The sequence below is a fragment of the Halorarius litoreus genome, assembly GCF_024362405.1.
GTDB lineage: Archaea > Halobacteriota > Halobacteria > Halobacteriales > Haloarculaceae > Halorarius > Halorarius litoreus.
On the sequence record NZ_CP101454.1, the window covers coordinates 1,758,574 to 1,774,614 of the forward strand.

Consider the following 16,041-nt stretch of genomic DNA (forward strand, 5'->3'; position numbering starts at 1 on the left):
GTGAGATACCCATGAGCGACAAACCGCACCAGAACCTGGCCGTCATCGGCCACGTCGACCACGGAAAGAGTACGATGGTCGGGCGGCTCCTCTTCGAGACAGGGAGCGTCCCCGAGCACGTCATCGATCAGTACCGAGAGGAAGCCGAAGAGAAGGGCAAGGGCGGCTTCGAGTTCGCCTACGTCATGGACAACCTCGCCGAGGAGCGCGAGCGCGGTGTAACCATCGACATCGCCCACCAGGAGTTCGACACCGACGAGTACTACTTCACCATCGTCGACTGTCCGGGCCACCGCGACTTCGTCAAGAACATGATCACTGGCGCGAGCCAGGCCGACAACGCTGTGCTCGTCGTCGCGGCCGACGACGGTGTCCAGCCCCAGACCCAGGAGCACGTCTTCCTGGCCCGTACGCTCGGCATCGACGAGCTCATCGTCGCGGTCAACAAGATGGACCTGGTCGACTACCAGGAGGACCGCTACCGCTCCGCCGTCGACGAGGTCAAGAAGCTCCTGAAGCAGGTCCGCTTCAACACCGAGGACGCGAGCTTCATCCCGACCTCGGCGTTCGAGGGCGACAACGTCTCCGAGCCGTCGGACAACACGCCGTGGTACGACGGCCCGACGCTCCTGCAGGCGCTCAACAACCTGCCGGCCCCGCAGCCGCCGACGGACGCGCCGCTGCGCCTGCCGATCCAGGACGTCTACACCATCTCCGGCATCGGGACGGTCCCGGTCGGCCGTATCGAGACGGGGACGATGTCCCCGGGCGACAACGTCTCCTTCCAGCCCTCTGACGTGGGCGGCGAAGTGAAGACGGTCGAGATGCACCACGAAGAGGTCGCGCAGGCTGGCCCCGGTGACAACGTCGGGTTCAACGTGCGTGGCGTCGGCAAGGACGACATCCGCCGTGGCGACGTCTGTGGCCCGGCCGACGACCCGCCGACGGTCGCCGAGACGTTCCAGGCGCAGATCGTCGTCATGCAGCACCCGTCGGTCATCACCGCTGGCTACACGCCGGTCTTCCACGCCCACACGGCGCAGGTCGCGTGTACCATCGAGACCATCGACAAGAAGATCGACCCCTCCTCCGGCGAGGTCGCCGAGGAGAACCCGGACTTCATCCAGTCCGGCGACGCGGCGGTCGTCACCGTCCGCCCGCAGAAGCCGCTCAGCATCGAGCCGTCGAGCGAGATCCCGGAGCTCGGCTCCTTCGCTGTCCGTGACATGGGTCAGACCATCGCGGCCGGCAAGGTCCTGAGCGTCAACGAGCGATAGAATGCAGCAGGCACGCGTCCGCCTCGCGGGTACGAGCCCCGAGGACCTCGACAACATCTGCGGCGACGTCCGCGAAATCGCGGACAAGACGGGCGTCCAGCTGAGCGGCCCGGTGCCGCTCCCGACCCGCACGCTGGAGGTCCCGTCCCGCAAGTCCCCCGACGGTGAGGGGACCGCGACCTGGGAGCACTGGGAGATGCGCGTCCACAAGCGGCTCATCGACATCGACGCCGACGAACGCGCGCTCCGCCAGCTGATGCGCATCCAGGTGCCGAACGACGTCTCCATCGAGATCGTCCTCGAGGACTAATCCCGACGCAGGCGGACCACGTCCGCCACGCGGGCGCGTCCCCCACAGGAGCCGTCCGCCGACCACCTCACGCGCGTCTTTCGCGCATCGGAAACGTAAGCTACTAAGCGCCGACCGGGCTACGGTCGGATGCGGGCTCGTAGATCAGTGGCAGATCGCTTCCTTCGCAAGGAAGAGGCCCTGGGTTCAAATCCCAGCGAGTCCACTCAGTTATATACCGTCCACAAATCCGTTAGCGCCGTATATCGACGGAAACGGGCTATAGGCGGTGGTCGCCGTGTCTAAGACCAACTCCTCTCTTAAGGGGGTTCCAGACCCGGTCTGCGACCGCTGCGGGATGCCTATCACAGATCCCCAGCAGAGCTGCGCGGCCATCGAAACCGGGTGCTCGTCGCATGACCTGCCACTGTGACGGTGGGCCAGTCACTCAGCGCGACGAACGAGATGAACCCTACTGTGGTCGCTGTGGGGCCATGCTCGTCCCAGTAGGGTGGTCAGCATGACCGAGGAACTCGACTTCCTCTATCACCTCGATAGGGGAAGCGCCGAGAGAGCTCGCGAGAACGAGGTCGCCATCGGCCCCGTCGAACCCACCGGCCCGTTCATCGTGGCCTACGCGGACAGCGAGAGCGTCCACGAGGTCACGCTCCGACGCGATGGTGACGACTGGCACGGCGACTGCTGGACGCTTCACGAGAGCGGAGAACGCCACGAGCGGTGCAAGGGTCTCACCTACAGCGATGGCCCGTGTGCTCACCTATTCGCTGTTCGCCAAGCAGTCGCCTCTGACGACCGTGACGACGTGGCTGTTCGCGACGCCGCTGAAGAGCGAGCCGACCACCATGTCGAGTGTGCGCTGGCCGACGGTGGACGGAGGCGGTTGCAGTGATGAGGCGACTCCAGTCGCTCGGCTTCGCGTACAAGCACACGAGCGCGAACTGGGACGGGTCGCACATCACCTCTCGTTGGCGACTGAAGCCGCCGGAGGCGATACCGGACGAGTGGGTCTGGAACGAGGAGAACGTCGAGCAGCGTCGCGAGGAACGCTCACAGAGTCGGAGTCTGTGGCAGTCGCCGTCGAAGGAGACAGTAGCAGATGACTGAGTACCGCGTAGCGGTCAGAGATCAGTTCGACCGGCTCGCACCGAAGCCACGTCGCGAGGCAATCGCTCGCCACGATCTCCTCCAGACACATCTGGGTGAGTTCACCGACCGGCTCTAGACCTGCCGTTGGAACAGGCGAGAAGACCCATTTTCGGCCCTGTTAAAGTTAAAATATTTTGATGGCTTGTTGAGGTCGTGCTGCATACAGAGCGTGTAGTCAGCACGACAACGTCGTTCTGTCACTCTAGGCCTCACAATTGAGTAACTGAGATAAACTGTGGTTTGACGTTCATCCAGAAGCTATACTTAACTATGGTCTGCCAAGTATCGATTGATCGGTTCGTTCTTCTCTGCACTGAAGAAGCGAACTACTCTCTGACAGAAACGGCATGCAAGACGTAAAAAAAGAGACGGATCCTGTCGAGGCGGCGGACGACGAGCGGGATCTCTACGGGATCTCATCGTGGGAACGGCGGTCCCTCCTCGATGGCGCCTCGGTCGCGGTCTACTGGGTGGCGGTCCGTACCGGCCAGATTCTCCTGGTTCTGCTCGCACTAGTGATATTCCTCGCTGTCGGCGGACTCAGTATCCTGAGGGAGCCCGTAATCGGCGTGCTAGCGATCCTCTCTGCCCTCCCCGCGCTGGCATTGGCGGGGTACGTCTGGTACAGCGATGTAACGACCAGCGAGCCGCTATCGCTGCTCGCGGCTACCTTCATACTTGGCGTGCTCACCGCAGGGTTTGCTGCCGTTGTCAATGGCTTACTTCAGCCGGTTTTCACGACACTCGGCGGTATCGGGATGGTTCTGTTTTTCTACCTCATCGTGGGCCCCGTAGAGGAGTCAGTGAAACTGCTTGCTGTACGGCTCTATGCGTATAACGACGCTCGGTTCGCCGCAGTTATCGACGGCGCAGTGTACGGTGCTGTCGCCGGACTCGGATTCGCTACCATCGAAAATGCCCTCTACATCGGTCGAGTAGTCGGAGAAGTCGGTGGTCTGTCTCTCGGCTTGGATCTGATCGGTATCGGCGGCGATATCACTGCGACCCGCGCATTAGCCGGGCCCGGGCACGTCGTCTACTCGTCGTTCGCGGGCTACTACCTCGGGTTAGCGAAGTTTAACCCTGGGAACCGCGGTCCAATCATCGTCAAAGGGCTCATCATCGCCGCGGTAATCCACGCAACCTACAACACCACAGTCGGAATCGGAAGCGGGCTGATCCAGGCCGTGACGGGCCTCCCCCAACTTCCCGCCTTCTTCATCTATGTTGTACTGTATGTCGGGGGCTTTGGCTACCTGCTCTACCGAAAAATCCAGCAGTATAACAATGCCCACCAGGCGGCACATTCGAACGAAACTACCGAAAGCGGAGAACCAGTGACCGATGCCGAGACTGAGTAACTGGCTATTTTATCGTTTGCTCATCAGTCTGTTTCCTCCCACTAGACACCGTGTTGAATACGCGCCCTGTGTCAGTCCACTATAATGAAGAGAAGACAGTTCATTCGGACGGCAGGTATTGGAACGATAATCGCCAGTCTCGCAGGCTGCACCACCTCCGACGGGACCGCGGACGGGACAACTGACGTAGCCAACGGTGATGTGGCGGATGTCTCGGTAACTCTCGTGCGTAATGCGCCGGAGAACCCAGGCCCCTATGAGGATCCGGTCGGGACAGTCAAACCACAGGAGTCTGAGGAACTCATCCTCGACGGGTTCACGTTCCAGCGAGCGGGCCAGAAAGGACTCGTCGTGGCGGGCGACGCGACGAACACTGGTGACCGCCAGCTCCAGAACGTCGTCGTCGAGGTGACTCTCCACGATAGGAACGAGACCGAGGACGAGCTTTTGGACTCGTCGAGCGAACAGACCAGCCACGAGCGCCTCGATACTGGCGAGACGTGGCAGTGGGCTACGACCTTCGACGAGCAGGAGTTCGAGATCGACTACTACGTAGTCAGGGCTACGGCCAGCTATGTATAGAAGAGGACCCGCTCTCCTGGCTCGCTTGAATGACGAGAAGACGCCAGCCGGCACAGAGCTGACATCCTCCCACGGCTACAGCCGTGGGGTTCCCCACTGGAACTCTACTCAATCCGTTCATGACGGCTCTCCGTCGCTCGCTACTTCACTGATCGGTCAGTGCCGGTCTCGCGAGGTCCGAGTGAACGTTGAGACGCGATGTCCGCACCGGTCATTGGCCCAATCCCGGTCCGACCAGATGGTATTCGACAACGGCAAGGAGTGGAGGAAATTACTGACGCCAATAGCGATACGCGCCCTCTATGCAACACGGTCGTAGAAACCTCACCGTCCCTGTCAGAAGGCGCGTGCAACACTCAGATGCAGTCAGCGATGTGAGGAACGGTTTTCGCGCCAGACCGCGTAGTTCAATCGGTGAACCGCTATGGAAATCGTTTTCATCACCTATGAGTCGGAGTTGGATGTAGACGAGGTCGAATCGCTGTTCCGAGATCGCTCCCAAAAGTACCGTGAGATGGACGGATTGCTCCAGAAATTCTATCTACACGATGAAGAGAGCGGACGGGTCGGCGGTATCTACGTCTTTGACTCCGAAGAGTCAGCAGATCGGTTGTCCGAGTCGGATATCCACTCGAGTCTGCGAGAAGCCTATAAAGTGCGGGACATCGACATCGCTCGGTACCATGTGATGTTCCCCCTGCACGAGGCCGCGGAATTCCCCACTTCGCCGTAGATAGACTCCGGGATGCGGAACCGACCCTTATTCAAACGAACGACAGATCGGCTCTCGGGTCCGGGACTGCAAGATACGCGCTGTGTATGCAGCACGACTCCTGCAACATCATCTGTCTCTGATAGAACTCGCCGTGGTAATTACGCCACGCACAATACCGGGCATCTCGCCCAGGGTCCTGTGAAATGATTCCATCTAATATAACCGACTTTTCCATTACCCAAGCGTCGACTATAGTCCGGGCGTCAAGTAAATGGGCCCAGGTCCTTTAATTATTCATACAATATTATTATGTGGTTCTAGTCTCAATATGAAATTTATGTCGTCGCAGAATTGCTACCCCGACAAAGCACCGCAGATGAGCAACCTGCTGGACACCCTATCCCATCATCTGCGCCGCGAAATCATCTACTTCTTCGAGAACAATACCACCTCGAATACGGCGACGCTCGACGAGCTCATCTCGCAGGTTGAGCATCGAGTCCCGGACGAGCACGAGCACGAACTCACCGTGAAACTTGTCCACAATCACCTGCCGAAACTCGCTCGGGCAGAGTGGCTTGACCACGATAAAAGAACGGGTGAGATTCGGTATCACGGGCACGAACACGCCGAACGGTGGCTCCGACAGCTCTCTGCACTCTTCTCTAACGACTCCAGTCACTGCGGAGATATCGACTGATAACCGCGCCAGGAGTATCGAATGAAATCTGGACGGAGGACACACCATCCTTCCGTGGAAACGAGTTATTGCATATCTCGTTCACGCCGAAAAGAACTGGACGACCGTCTCGAACGCTCCGCGCTCGCTCGGTCACGGTAAGTCGATGAGATTCTGCGGCGAGCTACGGATCGAGCGGTTGCGAAGCGCGTCACTGGACAGGGACGGTGGTCGGATACCCGACCACCTGCCGGAATCCAGTTGCACGGTTCGTCAGGGGGACAGCACAGGATGGTGGAATGCCAGACACTGGATGTCTCCTGGCGAACCGCACCGATGAGCACGATGACGACTATTAAAAACAGTCGCCCGTTACGTCCGGCATGAGGCTGCTACCAAGTGGATATCCGTCGCTGGGTGGTGGAGCGCCCCTGCGCGTCAGTCGCCCGCGGCGGCCAGCGCGGCGTCGATCTCGCGGAGCGTCTCCAGGTCTCTGAGCGAACTTCGCAGAACGGTTCGAACCCGGGGGTCGTCGGCCTCCGCCGCGAGCCGGCGAAGTCGTGTCATCTCGCGGTCCGTCGGGGGGTTTCGGTGCGTGTACCCCCCCACCGCGTCGAGCGCCTCCTCGAGGTCCATCGTGCGTACCTCCGTCTGAACTAGCATAGTTACAGAGTCGTTACCCGGGGTAAGCCATGCTTAACGGCGGTTCCCTGGGTATCCAGCCCAAGCGGTTAGGGCACCCCACTCTATCGGTTCCACGGGGGCTCGGGGATGGACCCACCTCTCGACTGTGACGAACCTGGGAGAACGACGGGCAGATGCTTCGTGTGGATTTACTACCGTCGCCTGAGAGCACCGGCCATGGCGCGGAACGCGTGGAACCTGGTGTTGGGACTCATACTCGCGGCGGCCGTCGCGTGGCTGTTCGGCAGCGGCGTCCGTGCGCTGCTCCGGTTCCTTGGCGAGGCGCCTCGCTACTCGGGGAACGTCGGTGGGCTCGCCTCGCTCGTCGCGTTCCTCCTGCTCGCCGTGTACGTTCTCTACCGGTTCATCGCCGCTGACTGAGTAGGGTCCGGTAGCCCGCTCCCACCGACGCCGTGACTTATCCCGCTGTCGCCCGTACGGGCAGCCAATGGAGGTCACCGGTGCGTGGACGGCCGAGGAGACGCGAGCGTTCCTGTCGAGCGACGCGGGGACCGTCCCCGCCCGGCTCGCCTGTCACACCACTGCCGACGAGCTGTGGATGCTGTCGCTGTGGTACACCTTCTGTGACGGTTGTCTGCTGTGTGCGACCGCGGCGTCGGCCGACGTGGTGCGGTTCCTCCGGCACGACCCGCGCGTCGCGTTCGAGGTATCGGTCGACCGACCGCCGTATCGCGGCGTCCGGGGTCGCGGCGAGGCGACGGTCCTGCCCGACGAGGACAAGCAGTTGCTCCGCGAGCTGCTCGAGCGGTATCTCGGCGGGACCGACTCGGCGCTCGCCGACCGCCTGCTGGCGGCCGACCGCGAGGAGGTCCGCATCCGCATCGAGCCGACGACGCTCTCGACGTGGGACTACACCGACCGGATGGCCGACGCCGCTGACGACGTGAGCCTCGAATAGGCGGGACAACGGCTTTAGGTGATGGCTAACTACCGTCGGTTGCTGCTCGGTGTACATCGAGCTGCCATGCTACTCCCCCCGGGGCTGCGTTCCGAGCCCCGTTATCACAACTCTCTCGGCGCCCGATGGACCATCAGGTCCACCGGCCGGCGCCGGCCTTCGAGGTCCGTGACCATCGCCTCGACGACGGCTTCGGACTCCCGGGCGACGACCGGCGTCACCGTCTCGATGAGTCGCTCGACGGAGAGCGGCCCCGGTAGCCGGACGCCCAGCACGGAGCCGGCGTCGAACTCGATGCGCAGTCGGAGTTCCGTCGCGTCGTCGGGGTCGACGCGCGCCGGTGGGTTCTCGGGCGCGTCGACCGGCTCGATGCGCCACGTGCCGCGGGCGTCGGGCCCGGAGGTCGACCGCCAGTCGATGCGCTCGGGTGGCTCGACGTCGGTGACGCGCGTCTCGGCGGTGTAGGAGAACTTCCACCACGACACCGTGATGCGGTAGTCAGTCCCTGGGCCGCCGTACTGTCGCACCCGGTCGAGGTGCTCGGAGTAGTCGCTCGTCCCCGAAAAGTCCTGGATGAACGCGTACAGGTCCTCCGGGGGCACGTACAGGACGGTGCTGGCCTCGATGGCGTCCACACGCCTTCGTCGCACCAGCGAGGCAATACGTTATCGGCGAGGTCGAATTCGGGGCCGACGCTCAGCCCCGGAGCGCCTCGACCGGGTGGAGGTTCGCCGCCTTGTACGCGGGATACAGCCCCGAGGCGAGCGCGACGGCCACACCGAAGCCGAACGCCAACACGAGGAACCCGAGGTTCGAGGGGTCGGTCACGACGGCCCACTCGATGGGTGTGAAGTAGTAGAGCGAGAACACCGCCACGAGCGACAGCAGGAGCCCCACGACCCCGCCCGCGACCCCGAGCAGGGCGGCCTCGACGACGAGCGTCCGCAGCACGTCGCGTCGCTGGACGCCCACCGCTCGCAACACGCCGATTTCACCGCGGCGCTCCGTGATGCTCATCAGCATCACGTTGAAGATGGCGACGCCGGCGACAACGAGCGACACCGCCGCGAGCGCGATGAGGAAGGCGTTGAGGAGGTCGAAGAACTCCTGGATGCGGTCGATGACGCTCGAGAGTTCGAACACGCTCACCCGCTGTTCGCGGGCGTTCACCCGGTCGCGGACCTCGCCCGCGATGGCCTTCGCGTCTTCTCGAGTGTTCGCCTGCACCACGACCTGTGACGGCGTCTCGGCGACGAACTCGCCTGGCGGCAACACGACGGCGTTGTCCGGGGTGATGGGCGAGATGTCCTGTGCCTCCTGCAGGACGGCGACGACCCGATAGCGGTTGCCGTCGATCTCGATGGCGCTGCCGACACCGAGCCCGAGGCTATCGGCGACCTCCGGCCCCACCACCGCACCCTGTCGCAAGCGGGGTGGAATGGTCCCGTTGCGTGCGTCGAACAGCGCGTCGGGGGTCTCCGTCCCGTAGAGCTGGGCGAACGTCCGCCCGCCCGACGCCTGGACGACCGCGCCGCCGGTCTTCAGGGGAATCACCTCGCCGCGTCCCTCGGCGATTCGCTGGACGGTCATCACGTCGCGCTGGCTGAGTTCCTCGACGCCGGCGTCGGCGTTCGGCGAGACGATGACCTGGTTACCGATGCCGCCGAACGACTGCGTGGCCGAGAGCTGGAGGACGTTCCCGAACACGCCGAGCGTGGCGATGGCGAGCACGCCGATGACGATGCCGAGCGCGGCGAGCGCGCTTCGCAGGCGGTTGCGCGAGAGGTTCTGGCCCGCCATCCGGACCGCCGGCAGCCAGCTCACTGTAGGCGGCCGTCGACGATGCGGACGGTTCGGTCTGCGTAGCCGGCCACGAGGTCGTCGTGGGTCACGGTGATGAGCGAGACGCCCTCCGACTTGATGCGCGTGAACTCCTCTAACACCTGGGTGCCGGTGTCGCGGTCGAGGTTGCCCGTCGGCTCGTCCGCGAGGACGACGTCCGGCTCGTTGATCAGCGCGCGGGCGATGGCGACGCGCTGTTTCTGCCCGCCCGAGAGTTCGTCGGGGCGGTGGTCCAGCCGGTCGCCGAGCCCGACACGCTCCAGGAGGCCAACCGCACGGTCGCGGGCACCGGGGTCGTCCTCGAACCGCGTCGGCAACAGCACGTTCTCCAGTGCCGTGAGCGAGGAGATGAGGTAGAACTGCTGGAACACGAAGCCGACGTACTCCTTGCGGGCGCGGGTCCGCTCGCGGTCGGTGAGGGTCGTGGCGTCCCGCCCGTCGACGAGCACCTCTCCGTCGGTGGGGACGTCCAGCAGCCCGAGCACGTTCAGCATCGTCGACTTCCCCGACCCGGAGGGGCCAATGATCGAGACGAACTCCCCGCGGTCGACGTGGAAGTCGACGTCGTCCATCGCGCGGACGGTCTCGCCGCCGCCGTCGTACTCCTTGGTCACGCCCCGGAGTTCGAGGGGTGGAGCGTCGCTCATCGGTATCGCCCCACGACGACCGCGATACCGCCTGCGAGCAGCGCCACGCCGAGTACGGCGACGACGCCGAGGGCGAGCCCGTTGCGGTTTCCGTCCTCCCCTTCGGCGAGCGAGCGGTCCATCGGCAGCTCGACCGTCTCGGTTCGCTCGACGCCGTCCGACCGGTAGGTCACCTCGACGGGGACGGTGGTCGCGTTCGCCACGTCGGCGTCGGCGGTGAGTTCGAACGGCGCGAACTCGCTGCCCTCGACGGTGCCGATGAAGTAGTCGCGCTGCGGGTACGCCGGCGCGACGAACTCGCTTTCGCCGACGGCGACGACGAGCCCCGTCACCTCACCGTCGCCGACGTTCCCCGCGTTCCCCGCGATACGGAGGGTGTCGCCGTCGCGCGTGAGGCTCACGCCGGTCAGCCGGACCGCACCCACGGGCGGCTGGTAGTCGAACGCGCCGACGGCGCTCCCGGTCCGGTCGCCGGTCGCGTACTCGACGCGGGCGGTGACGTTTGCGGGCGAGCGAACCGCCGCCAGATCCACCTCGACGGTCGCGGACTCCCCGGGGGCCAGCCTGCCCACGAACGCCCGCGGGAGGGCACGGTCGCCCGCCGACGGATGCACGACCGCCTCCCTGAGCGGGGCGTTCCCGAAGTTCGTCACCTCGACGGTGACGGCGTCGGGTGCCCCTTCACCATCGGACTGCTGCCCACGCTGCTGGAGCGTTCCCCCGCCCCCGAGCAGCCCCTGCAGGGTTCCACCGGCCGCGGCCTGCGCAGGCGGGGCCGCCGGGCGGACGGCCACCCCCACGTCCTCGCGGAGCGGGTCGACGGTCACGGTTTCGACGTAGCTGGTCTGTCGGGGGACGCCGGTGTCGGTCGCGTAGCTCGTCACGACTCGCACCTGCACGTCACCGGCGCGCTGCGGGGCAAACGAGAGGTTCCGGACGACCGTCGCACCGCCCGCGACGACCGGCACGGTCCGGCGGTCCTCGACGGCGCCGGGCGCGTCGAGCCGCACGGTCAGGTTGCGGTACTGTGCGGTGTTCGGGTTCGAGAGCTGCACCTGGACACGGTTCTCCGTGCGTGCGACCGCGCGGTCGACCGTCACCTCCAGCTGTGGTGCAGCCTGCTCGACGACGACGGTGAGGGGCCGGCGCACCTCGACGCGCTCGCCGTCCGCGTCCTCGCCGACGGCGACGACGGCGAGGTCCTTCGTGCCAGCGCTGGCGAACGCGTGCGTGAGGTCGAGCGAGAGCGTCTCGCCGGGTGAGAGCGACCCGGGATTCGTGGCGGCCGCGAGCGTCGTCTCGCCGGAGACGAGCCGGACCGCGGACAGCTCGACCGGGGAGGGCGAGCCCGCCGACTCCCGGACCGTCGCGGTCACGGTGACGGGCTCGCCGACGACGGGCGTCTCGGGCGCGACGGTCACGTCGGTGACGGCGAGGCGAGCATCGGGGACGGCTGCCGCGCTCGGTACGAGCAACGCGCAGACGAGCACGACGGCGAGGAGGCGGCGCATTCAGTTGGACCCGAATAGGCTGTCAGCGCGCAAAAGGGTTGGCGTGGCGGGTATGTCCTGTTCGCGTCCCGGCAGAGCGACGAGCTCAGTCCAGCGCTTCCGGACTCACGTCGCCGGCACGCCGGTCCAGCTCGTCGTCGTCGTCCGGCTCCTCGACGACCTCAAGCCCGCGGTTGTTGACGGCGTGCGGGTCCAGGCCGACCTCCTGCAGGAAGTTCTTGTAGATGCGCTCGCAGGTCTCGGCGGCCTTCTGTCGGTCGCTCGCGTGGTCACAGAGGTCCGGGAGGCTGACGCCCTCCGGCGACTCGTCCTGGTAGATGATCCAGTGGTTGACGAGGTCCGAGAGCCGACGGATGGGGGAGGTGAAGTGCCCGTACACTTCGAAGTTGAGCGCGTGGTGGCCGCCGAACGGGTCGCTCATGTACTTCGCGCGGGGCATCACCTTCATGACGGCCCACTGAATCTTGTTGAGCTGACGCCCCGGGGCGTTCTCCAGGGTGGCGTTGACGGCCTTCCGGGGGTCGTCCCACGCGTCGCCCGGAATCGAAACGCCATCCAGGTCCTGAATCTCCTGCAGTGCCTCGTCCCACTCCTGTGGGGTGGGCTGTGGGTGGACGCGGAACATCGCCTCGAGGCTGCGGACCCACTGGAGCTCGTGGGTGACGGCCTTGTTCGCCTTCAGCATGCACTCCTCGATGATGGTGTGTGCGCGGTCACGTCGCGGATTGAGGACGAGCGAGCCGTCCTCCTTCCGCTGCTCGTGGAGCTGGTCGGCGAGTTCGTGGACGAGCGTGAGCTCGTCGTGCAGGGGTGCGTCCTCGTCGTCGAGGCGGTTCTCCGCCTGCGTGTACGTCAGCCGCTCGTCGGAGTGGATGACGCTCTTGTAGATGTCGATGGACTCGTTCGACAGCGTCTCCTCGTCGATCTTCATCTCCACCGTGTGTGCGAGGCGGTCCTCGTTCGGGACGAGCGAACAGACCGTCTCCGCCAGCACCGGCGGGAGCATGTGCATCGTGTAGCCGGGGAGATAGACCGTGTTCCCGCGTTTGAGCGCCTCGTCCCACATCTCGTCGCCGGGCTGGACGTAGTGGGTGACGTCCGCGATGTGGACCCAGAGGTGGTAGTAGCCGTCCTCCTTCTCGATGGAGATGGCGTCGTCGAAGTCCTGGGCGTCCGCGGGGTCGATGGTACAGGCCGTGAGGTCGCGGCAGTCCGTCCGGTAGTCCTTCTCGATCTCCTCCTGAATCTCGCCGTCGGTGTCGGTGGTGCGGGCTTCGGCCTCACGGACCACCGCTGCGGGGAACGAGTCACGAATCTCGAACTCCTCGAACAGCTCCTTGCGCTTGTTCTCGAGGTGGCGCGCGAGCTCCTCGTCGATGCGGACGGGGCCCTGGCCCTCTGCGGTGCCGGCCTGCGCCTGGTCGTCGGTCATGGTCGGCGTTCGGCGGGGCGGGAGTTAGGGTTGTCGTCCGTCAGGCGCTCCCGGAGACGGTGTGCAGCCCGACGATGCCGACGACGATGACCGACATGAAGCCGAGCCGGAGCGCCGTCGCCGGCTCGTCGAACAGCACGATCCCCAGCGTCGCGGTGCCGACCGCGCCGATGCCCGTCCAGACGGCGTACGCCGTCCCGATGGGGAGGTCCTGGACCGCGCGAGCGAGCAGCACCATGCTGACGACGAGTGCGAGGGCGGTCCCCAGGGTCGGAAGCGGTTTCGAGAGCCCATCGGAGTACTCGAGTCCGATGGCCCAGGCGATCTCGAACAGCCCGGCGACGACGAGCGTTGGCCACGACATCGGTTGGGGTTCGGCGACGGCAGGGCTATGGCTTCCGGTCCTCGGTCGGGACCATACCGGTGGCGCTACGACCGCCGGGGGGTCTGAGGCTGGACCTGTGGCCGGAAGCTCGCCGCGTGGGCCTCGCTCGCCCACCGCCGGTAGTACCACACCAGCACGGCGAACACGGGGATGGCGACGAGGAACGGGAGGTCGCCGGGCGCGCCGGCGACGAAGACGAACGACCAGTTGAACGTGCCGTGGAGGACGCCGACGAGCACGACGTTCCGCGTGTACTCGTACAGCAGCCCGAGGAACAGCCCCAGCACGACGACGACCACGAGCGTGCCGAGTATCTCGCTGGGCTCGGTGAGTCCCTGGCCGAACACCCGCTGTGGGATGTGCCAGAGCGCGAACAGCCCCACGCCGAGGAGGATGGCGACGACCTTGCGGACGCGGTCGGTCCCCCCACCGAGCACCGCGACGAGCTTGTTCTGGACGTAGCCACGGAACGCGAACTCCTCGGTGATGCCGACGAACGTCAACTGGACGACTGCCATCGCCACCCACCAGCTCGGCGAGACGGCCCCGGGGAGGGTGAGCCGGACGCTCCCGGACGCGAGAACCACGGCGATGGCGGCGACGGCGTTGATGAGCAGGTATATCGCGGCCACTGGGAGGACGCCCGGGAGGACGTCGTCTCGACTCAGTCCCACGTCGGCGGCCCGTCGTCCGTCGAGCCGGAGCGCGAGCCACGCGATGCCACCGATGGCGGCGAACGCGGCGGCCATCGCGACGAGCGACGGCCAGGGACCGAGGTTCGGATAGACGAACAGCGGGACGAGCGTCGCCAGAAGCGTCGTCGAGAGGAGGAAGCCGACCAGCGGTCCGACGCCGCGGTCGAACGCCAGCGGCTCGGCCGGTCGGTCGGCAGCGTGGATACTGCTGTCCATATGTCACGTAGGCTGGACCGAGGAATATACGCCGCCTGTGGGTCTCACGCGGTGAGACCCGGAGACGAGAGACGGGTCGTTACCGCTCGTTCTCCGAGCGGGCGCTGCCGGTCGCGAGTTCGGTGTACCGCTTCAGAAACGCCTCGCGGGACGTCTCGCCCGCGCCGCTCTCCTCGAGCAGGGCTTCGAGGTCGCCACGGGGCTGGTGGCTGATGTCGCGGTAACAGGGTTTACAGAGGAACTCGAACTCCTTGTCCCGGCGGTCGAACCGGTCGCCGTGCTTGTCGTACTCACGTGCGTCCGCGCGGTCGACGGCGGACCCACAGGCGATGCAGGTCACCTCCGACGGCCGCCCGCGACTGCCCCACATACCCCTCCGTTACGAAGCAGCCTACTTAGGGTTTCCCGCGTGGGCAGTCTGCGTGTCTGCCGGACGGCAGACGCCCGTCACCGGAGCTCGCGCTCGGACTCCCACGCGCGCAGCAGGCCGGCCAGCGTCGCGTTCACGGGCACCCCCTCGGCGCGGTCGGCGACGTAGCCGGAGATGGCGTCGACCTCGGTCCGGCGACCCGCGAGCACGTCCTGGTGCATCGACGAGGTGTTCGCGGCGGTCGCGGCGGCCACCCGCTCGACGGCGGCGACGGCCTCGGTGTCCGAGAGGTCGATCCCCTCCTCGCGGGCGACCGTGGCAACTTCGCGGGCGGCCTCGGTCGCCACCGTGTTCGCGGGGCCGTCGACGAGTGCGCCGTTCTCGACGCGGGCGAGCGCGGTGACCGCGTTGATGCCGGCGTTCACGGCCAGCTTCTCCCACAGGCGGCGCGGCATGTCGTCGGCGAGTTCGGTGACGACGCCGGCGGCGTCGAACGCCGCGAACGCACGGTCGGCACTCGGCTGCGAACCGCCCTCGCGCGGACCGAGGACGACCTCGCCGACCCCGGTGCAGGTGACGACACCCGGTTCGGGGCGCATCGCGCCGTAGGTACAGGTGCCCGCGAGTACCGGGCAGTCGAGTTCGGTGGCGAGCGTCTCCTCGTTCCCGAGGCCGTTCTGCAGCGAGAGACACGCCTCGAGGTCGCAGTCGGCGAGGGCGGTCGCGGCGCTCGGCGTGTCGAACGCCTTCACGGTGACGACGGCGAGGTCCGCGCTCGGCGGTGCGTCGGTGCGTGCGTCGGGGTGGACGACGAACTCGAACGCACCGTCGACGCGGAGCCCCTGCTCGCGAATCGTCGAGACGTGCGGGTCGCGGCCCACGAGCGTCACGTCGTGTTCGCGCGCCAGCAGCCCGCCCATCAGGGAGCCGAGACTGCCCGCACCGAACACTACCACGTGCATGTTCGGGGGTTCTCCCCGTCGATAGAAAGGGTTCCGGTGACAGGGAACGTGACAGAATCGAGTCGGGCGCTGCGAGGGACAAGCCCGCCTATGACAGGAACTCGGGTTGCCGATTCAGCGTGCGCGCATCGGGGTGCCCAGTGCGGCCGCACCGCCGTCCATGATGGTGCGCATCGGCGCACAGGCCGGACACGCCAGCACCTCGTTGGCGTTGGTGCCGAACACTCGGGCGAAGTCGTCGGTTACGGGGCTCCCACAGTTTTGACAGTAGTGCATCCTTCTCCCACCGAGTTGTTCTTTCGTGGCAG

The 16,041-nt window shown here is 65.7% G+C and carries 22 protein-coding genes and 1 tRNA gene; 12 read left to right on the forward strand and 11 right to left on the reverse strand.

Annotation, left to right across the window (positions count from 1 at the left end; all coding sequences use genetic code 11):
• Positions 1-11 precede the first annotated feature (11 nt).
• From tuf to NL126_RS08910, 10 genes are all read left to right on the forward strand, one after another.
• Complete coding sequence (gene tuf, locus NL126_RS08865) at positions 12-1,277, forward strand: translation elongation factor EF-1 subunit alpha (protein WP_255198567.1); 1,266 nt, start codon at positions 12-14, stop codon at positions 1,275-1,277.
• A gap of 1 nt (position 1,278) precedes the next feature.
• Positions 1,279-1,587 (forward strand): 30S ribosomal protein S10, encoded by a 309-nt coding sequence (gene rpsJ, locus NL126_RS08870; protein ID WP_255198568.1) that lies wholly within the window; start codon positions 1,279-1,281, stop codon positions 1,585-1,587.
• A 133-nt stretch (positions 1,588-1,720) separates the two neighbouring features.
• A tRNA-Ala gene (locus NL126_RS08875) sits at positions 1,721-1,792 on the forward strand.
• A 294-nt stretch (positions 1,793-2,086) separates the two neighbouring features.
• Positions 2,087-2,476 (forward strand): hypothetical protein, encoded by a 390-nt coding sequence (locus NL126_RS08880; protein WP_255198569.1) that lies wholly within the window; start codon positions 2,087-2,089, stop codon positions 2,474-2,476.
• Positions 2,476-2,691 carry a hypothetical protein gene (locus tag NL126_RS08885; RefSeq protein ID WP_255198570.1) on the forward strand — a complete coding sequence of 72 codons (216 nt, stop codon included), beginning with the start codon at positions 2,476-2,478 and terminating at the stop codon, positions 2,689-2,691. Before NL126_RS08880 ends, NL126_RS08885 begins: the two co-directional genes overlap by 1 nt.
• Complete coding sequence (locus tag NL126_RS08890; RefSeq protein WP_255198024.1) at positions 2,684-2,809, forward strand: hypothetical protein; 126 nt, start codon at positions 2,684-2,686, stop codon at positions 2,807-2,809. Before NL126_RS08885 ends, NL126_RS08890 begins: the two co-directional genes overlap by 8 nt.
• Positions 2,810-3,080: 271 nt before the next feature.
• A complete protein-coding gene (locus NL126_RS08895) occupies positions 3,081-4,094 on the forward strand; it encodes a PrsW family intramembrane metalloprotease (protein ID WP_255198571.1) in 1,014 nt (337 codons plus the stop codon).
• An 84-nt stretch (positions 4,095-4,178) separates the two neighbouring features.
• Positions 4,179-4,676 carry an FxLYD domain-containing protein gene (locus tag NL126_RS08900; protein ID WP_255198572.1) on the forward strand — a complete coding sequence of 166 codons (498 nt, stop codon included), beginning with the start codon at positions 4,179-4,181 and terminating at the stop codon, positions 4,674-4,676.
• Positions 4,677-5,100: 424 nt separating this feature from the next.
• A complete protein-coding gene (locus NL126_RS08905) occupies positions 5,101-5,409 on the forward strand; it encodes a YdhR family protein (RefSeq protein WP_255198573.1) in 309 nt (102 codons plus the stop codon).
• Positions 5,410-5,767: 358 nt separating this feature from the next.
• Positions 5,768-6,091, forward strand: coding sequence for a DUF7344 domain-containing protein (locus NL126_RS08910; RefSeq protein ID WP_255198574.1), 324 nt, complete (start codon positions 5,768-5,770; stop codon positions 6,089-6,091).
• A 417-nt stretch (positions 6,092-6,508) separates the two neighbouring features.
• Here NL126_RS08910 and NL126_RS08915 read toward each other — a convergent pair whose 3' ends face one another.
• Entirely contained in the window at positions 6,509-6,733 is a 225-nt protein-coding gene (locus NL126_RS08915) for a hypothetical protein (protein ID WP_255198575.1), read from the reverse strand.
• Between the two features lie 198 nt (positions 6,734-6,931).
• Here NL126_RS08915 and NL126_RS08920 point away from each other — a divergent pair, with 198 nt between their 5' ends.
• On the forward strand, positions 6,932-7,135 hold the full coding sequence (locus NL126_RS08920) for a hypothetical protein (protein WP_255198576.1): 204 nt from the start codon (positions 6,932-6,934) through the stop codon (positions 7,133-7,135).
• A 67-nt stretch (positions 7,136-7,202) separates the two neighbouring features.
• Positions 7,203-7,673, forward strand: coding sequence for a pyridoxamine 5'-phosphate oxidase family protein (locus NL126_RS08925; protein WP_255198577.1), 471 nt, complete (start codon positions 7,203-7,205; stop codon positions 7,671-7,673).
• Positions 7,674-7,777: 104 nt separating this feature from the next.
• On the opposite strand, the gene NL126_RS08930 is transcribed toward NL126_RS08925, so the two are convergent.
• From NL126_RS08930 to NL126_RS08975, 10 genes are all read right to left on the reverse strand, one after another.
• A complete protein-coding gene (locus NL126_RS08930) occupies positions 7,778-8,308 on the reverse strand; it encodes an SRPBCC family protein (RefSeq protein ID WP_255198578.1) in 531 nt (176 codons plus the stop codon).
• Positions 8,309-8,369: 61 nt separating this feature from the next.
• The gene (locus NL126_RS08935; RefSeq protein WP_255198579.1) at positions 8,370-9,497 is read right to left on the reverse strand and encodes an ABC transporter permease; all 1,128 of its coding nucleotides are present in this window, start codon (positions 9,495-9,497) and stop codon (positions 8,370-8,372) included.
• On the reverse strand, positions 9,494-10,162 hold the full coding sequence (locus tag NL126_RS08940) for an ABC transporter ATP-binding protein (RefSeq protein WP_255198580.1): 669 nt from the start codon (positions 10,160-10,162) through the stop codon (positions 9,494-9,496). The genes NL126_RS08935 and NL126_RS08940 overlap by 4 nt, the downstream gene beginning before the upstream one ends.
• Positions 10,159-11,673: a CARDB domain-containing protein gene (locus NL126_RS08945; RefSeq protein WP_255198581.1), complete on the reverse strand. Its 1,515-nt coding sequence runs from the start codon at positions 11,671-11,673 to the stop codon at positions 10,159-10,161. The genes NL126_RS08940 and NL126_RS08945 overlap by 4 nt, the downstream gene beginning before the upstream one ends.
• Positions 11,674-11,758: 85 nt before the next feature.
• On the reverse strand, positions 11,759-13,105 hold the full coding sequence (locus NL126_RS08950; protein WP_255198582.1) for an RNB domain-containing ribonuclease: 1,347 nt from the start codon (positions 13,103-13,105) through the stop codon (positions 11,759-11,761).
• A gap of 40 nt (positions 13,106-13,145) precedes the next feature.
• A complete protein-coding gene (locus tag NL126_RS08955; protein WP_255198583.1) occupies positions 13,146-13,469 on the reverse strand; it encodes a DMT family transporter in 324 nt (107 codons plus the stop codon).
• 65 nt (positions 13,470-13,534) lie between these two features.
• Positions 13,535-14,401, reverse strand: coding sequence for a CPBP family intramembrane glutamic endopeptidase (locus NL126_RS08960; RefSeq protein WP_255198584.1), 867 nt, complete (start codon positions 14,399-14,401; stop codon positions 13,535-13,537).
• A 79-nt stretch (positions 14,402-14,480) separates the two neighbouring features.
• Positions 14,481-14,771 (reverse strand): DUF7562 family protein, encoded by a 291-nt coding sequence (locus NL126_RS08965; RefSeq protein WP_255198585.1) that lies wholly within the window; start codon positions 14,769-14,771, stop codon positions 14,481-14,483.
• A gap of 77 nt (positions 14,772-14,848) precedes the next feature.
• Positions 14,849-15,733: a ketopantoate reductase family protein gene (locus NL126_RS08970; protein WP_255198586.1), complete on the reverse strand. Its 885-nt coding sequence runs from the start codon at positions 15,731-15,733 to the stop codon at positions 14,849-14,851.
• 114 nt (positions 15,734-15,847) lie between these two features.
• Positions 15,848-16,009, reverse strand: coding sequence for a DUF7563 family protein (locus NL126_RS08975; RefSeq protein ID WP_255198587.1), 162 nt, complete (start codon positions 16,007-16,009; stop codon positions 15,848-15,850).
• Positions 16,010-16,041 lie beyond the last annotated feature (32 nt).

Coding starts and splice junctions, on each gene's coding strand:
- NL126_RS08970 (WP_255198586.1), bottom strand. CDS start 15,733: ATGCACGTGGTAGTGTTCGGTGCGGGCAGTCTCGGCTCCCTGATGGGC.
- NL126_RS08965 (WP_255198585.1), bottom strand. CDS start 14,771: ATGTGGGGCAGTCGCGGGCGGCCGTCGGAGGTGACCTGCATCGCCTGT.
- NL126_RS08890 (WP_255198024.1), top strand. CDS start 2,684: ATGACTGAGTACCGCGTAGCGGTCAGAGATCAGTTCGACCGGCTCGCA.
- NL126_RS08940 (WP_255198580.1), bottom strand. CDS start 10,162: ATGAGCGACGCTCCACCCCTCGAACTCCGGGGCGTGACCAAGGAGTAC.
- NL126_RS08885 (WP_255198570.1), top strand. CDS start 2,476: ATGAGGCGACTCCAGTCGCTCGGCTTCGCGTACAAGCACACGAGCGCG.
- NL126_RS08915 (WP_255198575.1), bottom strand. CDS start 6,733: ATGCTAGTTCAGACGGAGGTACGCACGATGGACCTCGAGGAGGCGCTC.
- tuf (WP_255198567.1), top strand. CDS start 12: ATGAGCGACAAACCGCACCAGAACCTGGCCGTCATCGGCCACGTCGAC.
- NL126_RS08920 (WP_255198576.1), top strand. CDS start 6,932: ATGGCGCGGAACGCGTGGAACCTGGTGTTGGGACTCATACTCGCGGCG.
- NL126_RS08895 (WP_255198571.1), top strand. CDS start 3,081: ATGCAAGACGTAAAAAAAGAGACGGATCCTGTCGAGGCGGCGGACGAC.
- NL126_RS08945 (WP_255198581.1), bottom strand. CDS start 11,673: ATGCGCCGCCTCCTCGCCGTCGTGCTCGTCTGCGCGTTGCTCGTACCG.
- NL126_RS08905 (WP_255198573.1), top strand. CDS start 5,101: ATGGAAATCGTTTTCATCACCTATGAGTCGGAGTTGGATGTAGACGAG.
- NL126_RS08910 (WP_255198574.1), top strand. CDS start 5,768: ATGAGCAACCTGCTGGACACCCTATCCCATCATCTGCGCCGCGAAATC.
- NL126_RS08925 (WP_255198577.1), top strand. CDS start 7,203: ATGGAGGTCACCGGTGCGTGGACGGCCGAGGAGACGCGAGCGTTCCTG.
- rpsJ (WP_255198568.1), top strand. CDS start 1,279: ATGCAGCAGGCACGCGTCCGCCTCGCGGGTACGAGCCCCGAGGACCTC.
- NL126_RS08960 (WP_255198584.1), bottom strand. CDS start 14,401: ATGGACAGCAGTATCCACGCTGCCGACCGACCGGCCGAGCCGCTGGCG.
- NL126_RS08975 (WP_255198587.1), bottom strand. CDS start 16,009: ATGCACTACTGTCAAAACTGTGGGAGCCCCGTAACCGACGACTTCGCC.
- NL126_RS08955 (WP_255198583.1), bottom strand. CDS start 13,469: ATGTCGTGGCCAACGCTCGTCGTCGCCGGGCTGTTCGAGATCGCCTGG.
- NL126_RS08900 (WP_255198572.1), top strand. CDS start 4,179: ATGAAGAGAAGACAGTTCATTCGGACGGCAGGTATTGGAACGATAATC.
- NL126_RS08880 (WP_255198569.1), top strand. CDS start 2,087: ATGACCGAGGAACTCGACTTCCTCTATCACCTCGATAGGGGAAGCGCC.
- NL126_RS08950 (WP_255198582.1), bottom strand. CDS start 13,105: ATGACCGACGACCAGGCGCAGGCCGGCACCGCAGAGGGCCAGGGCCCC.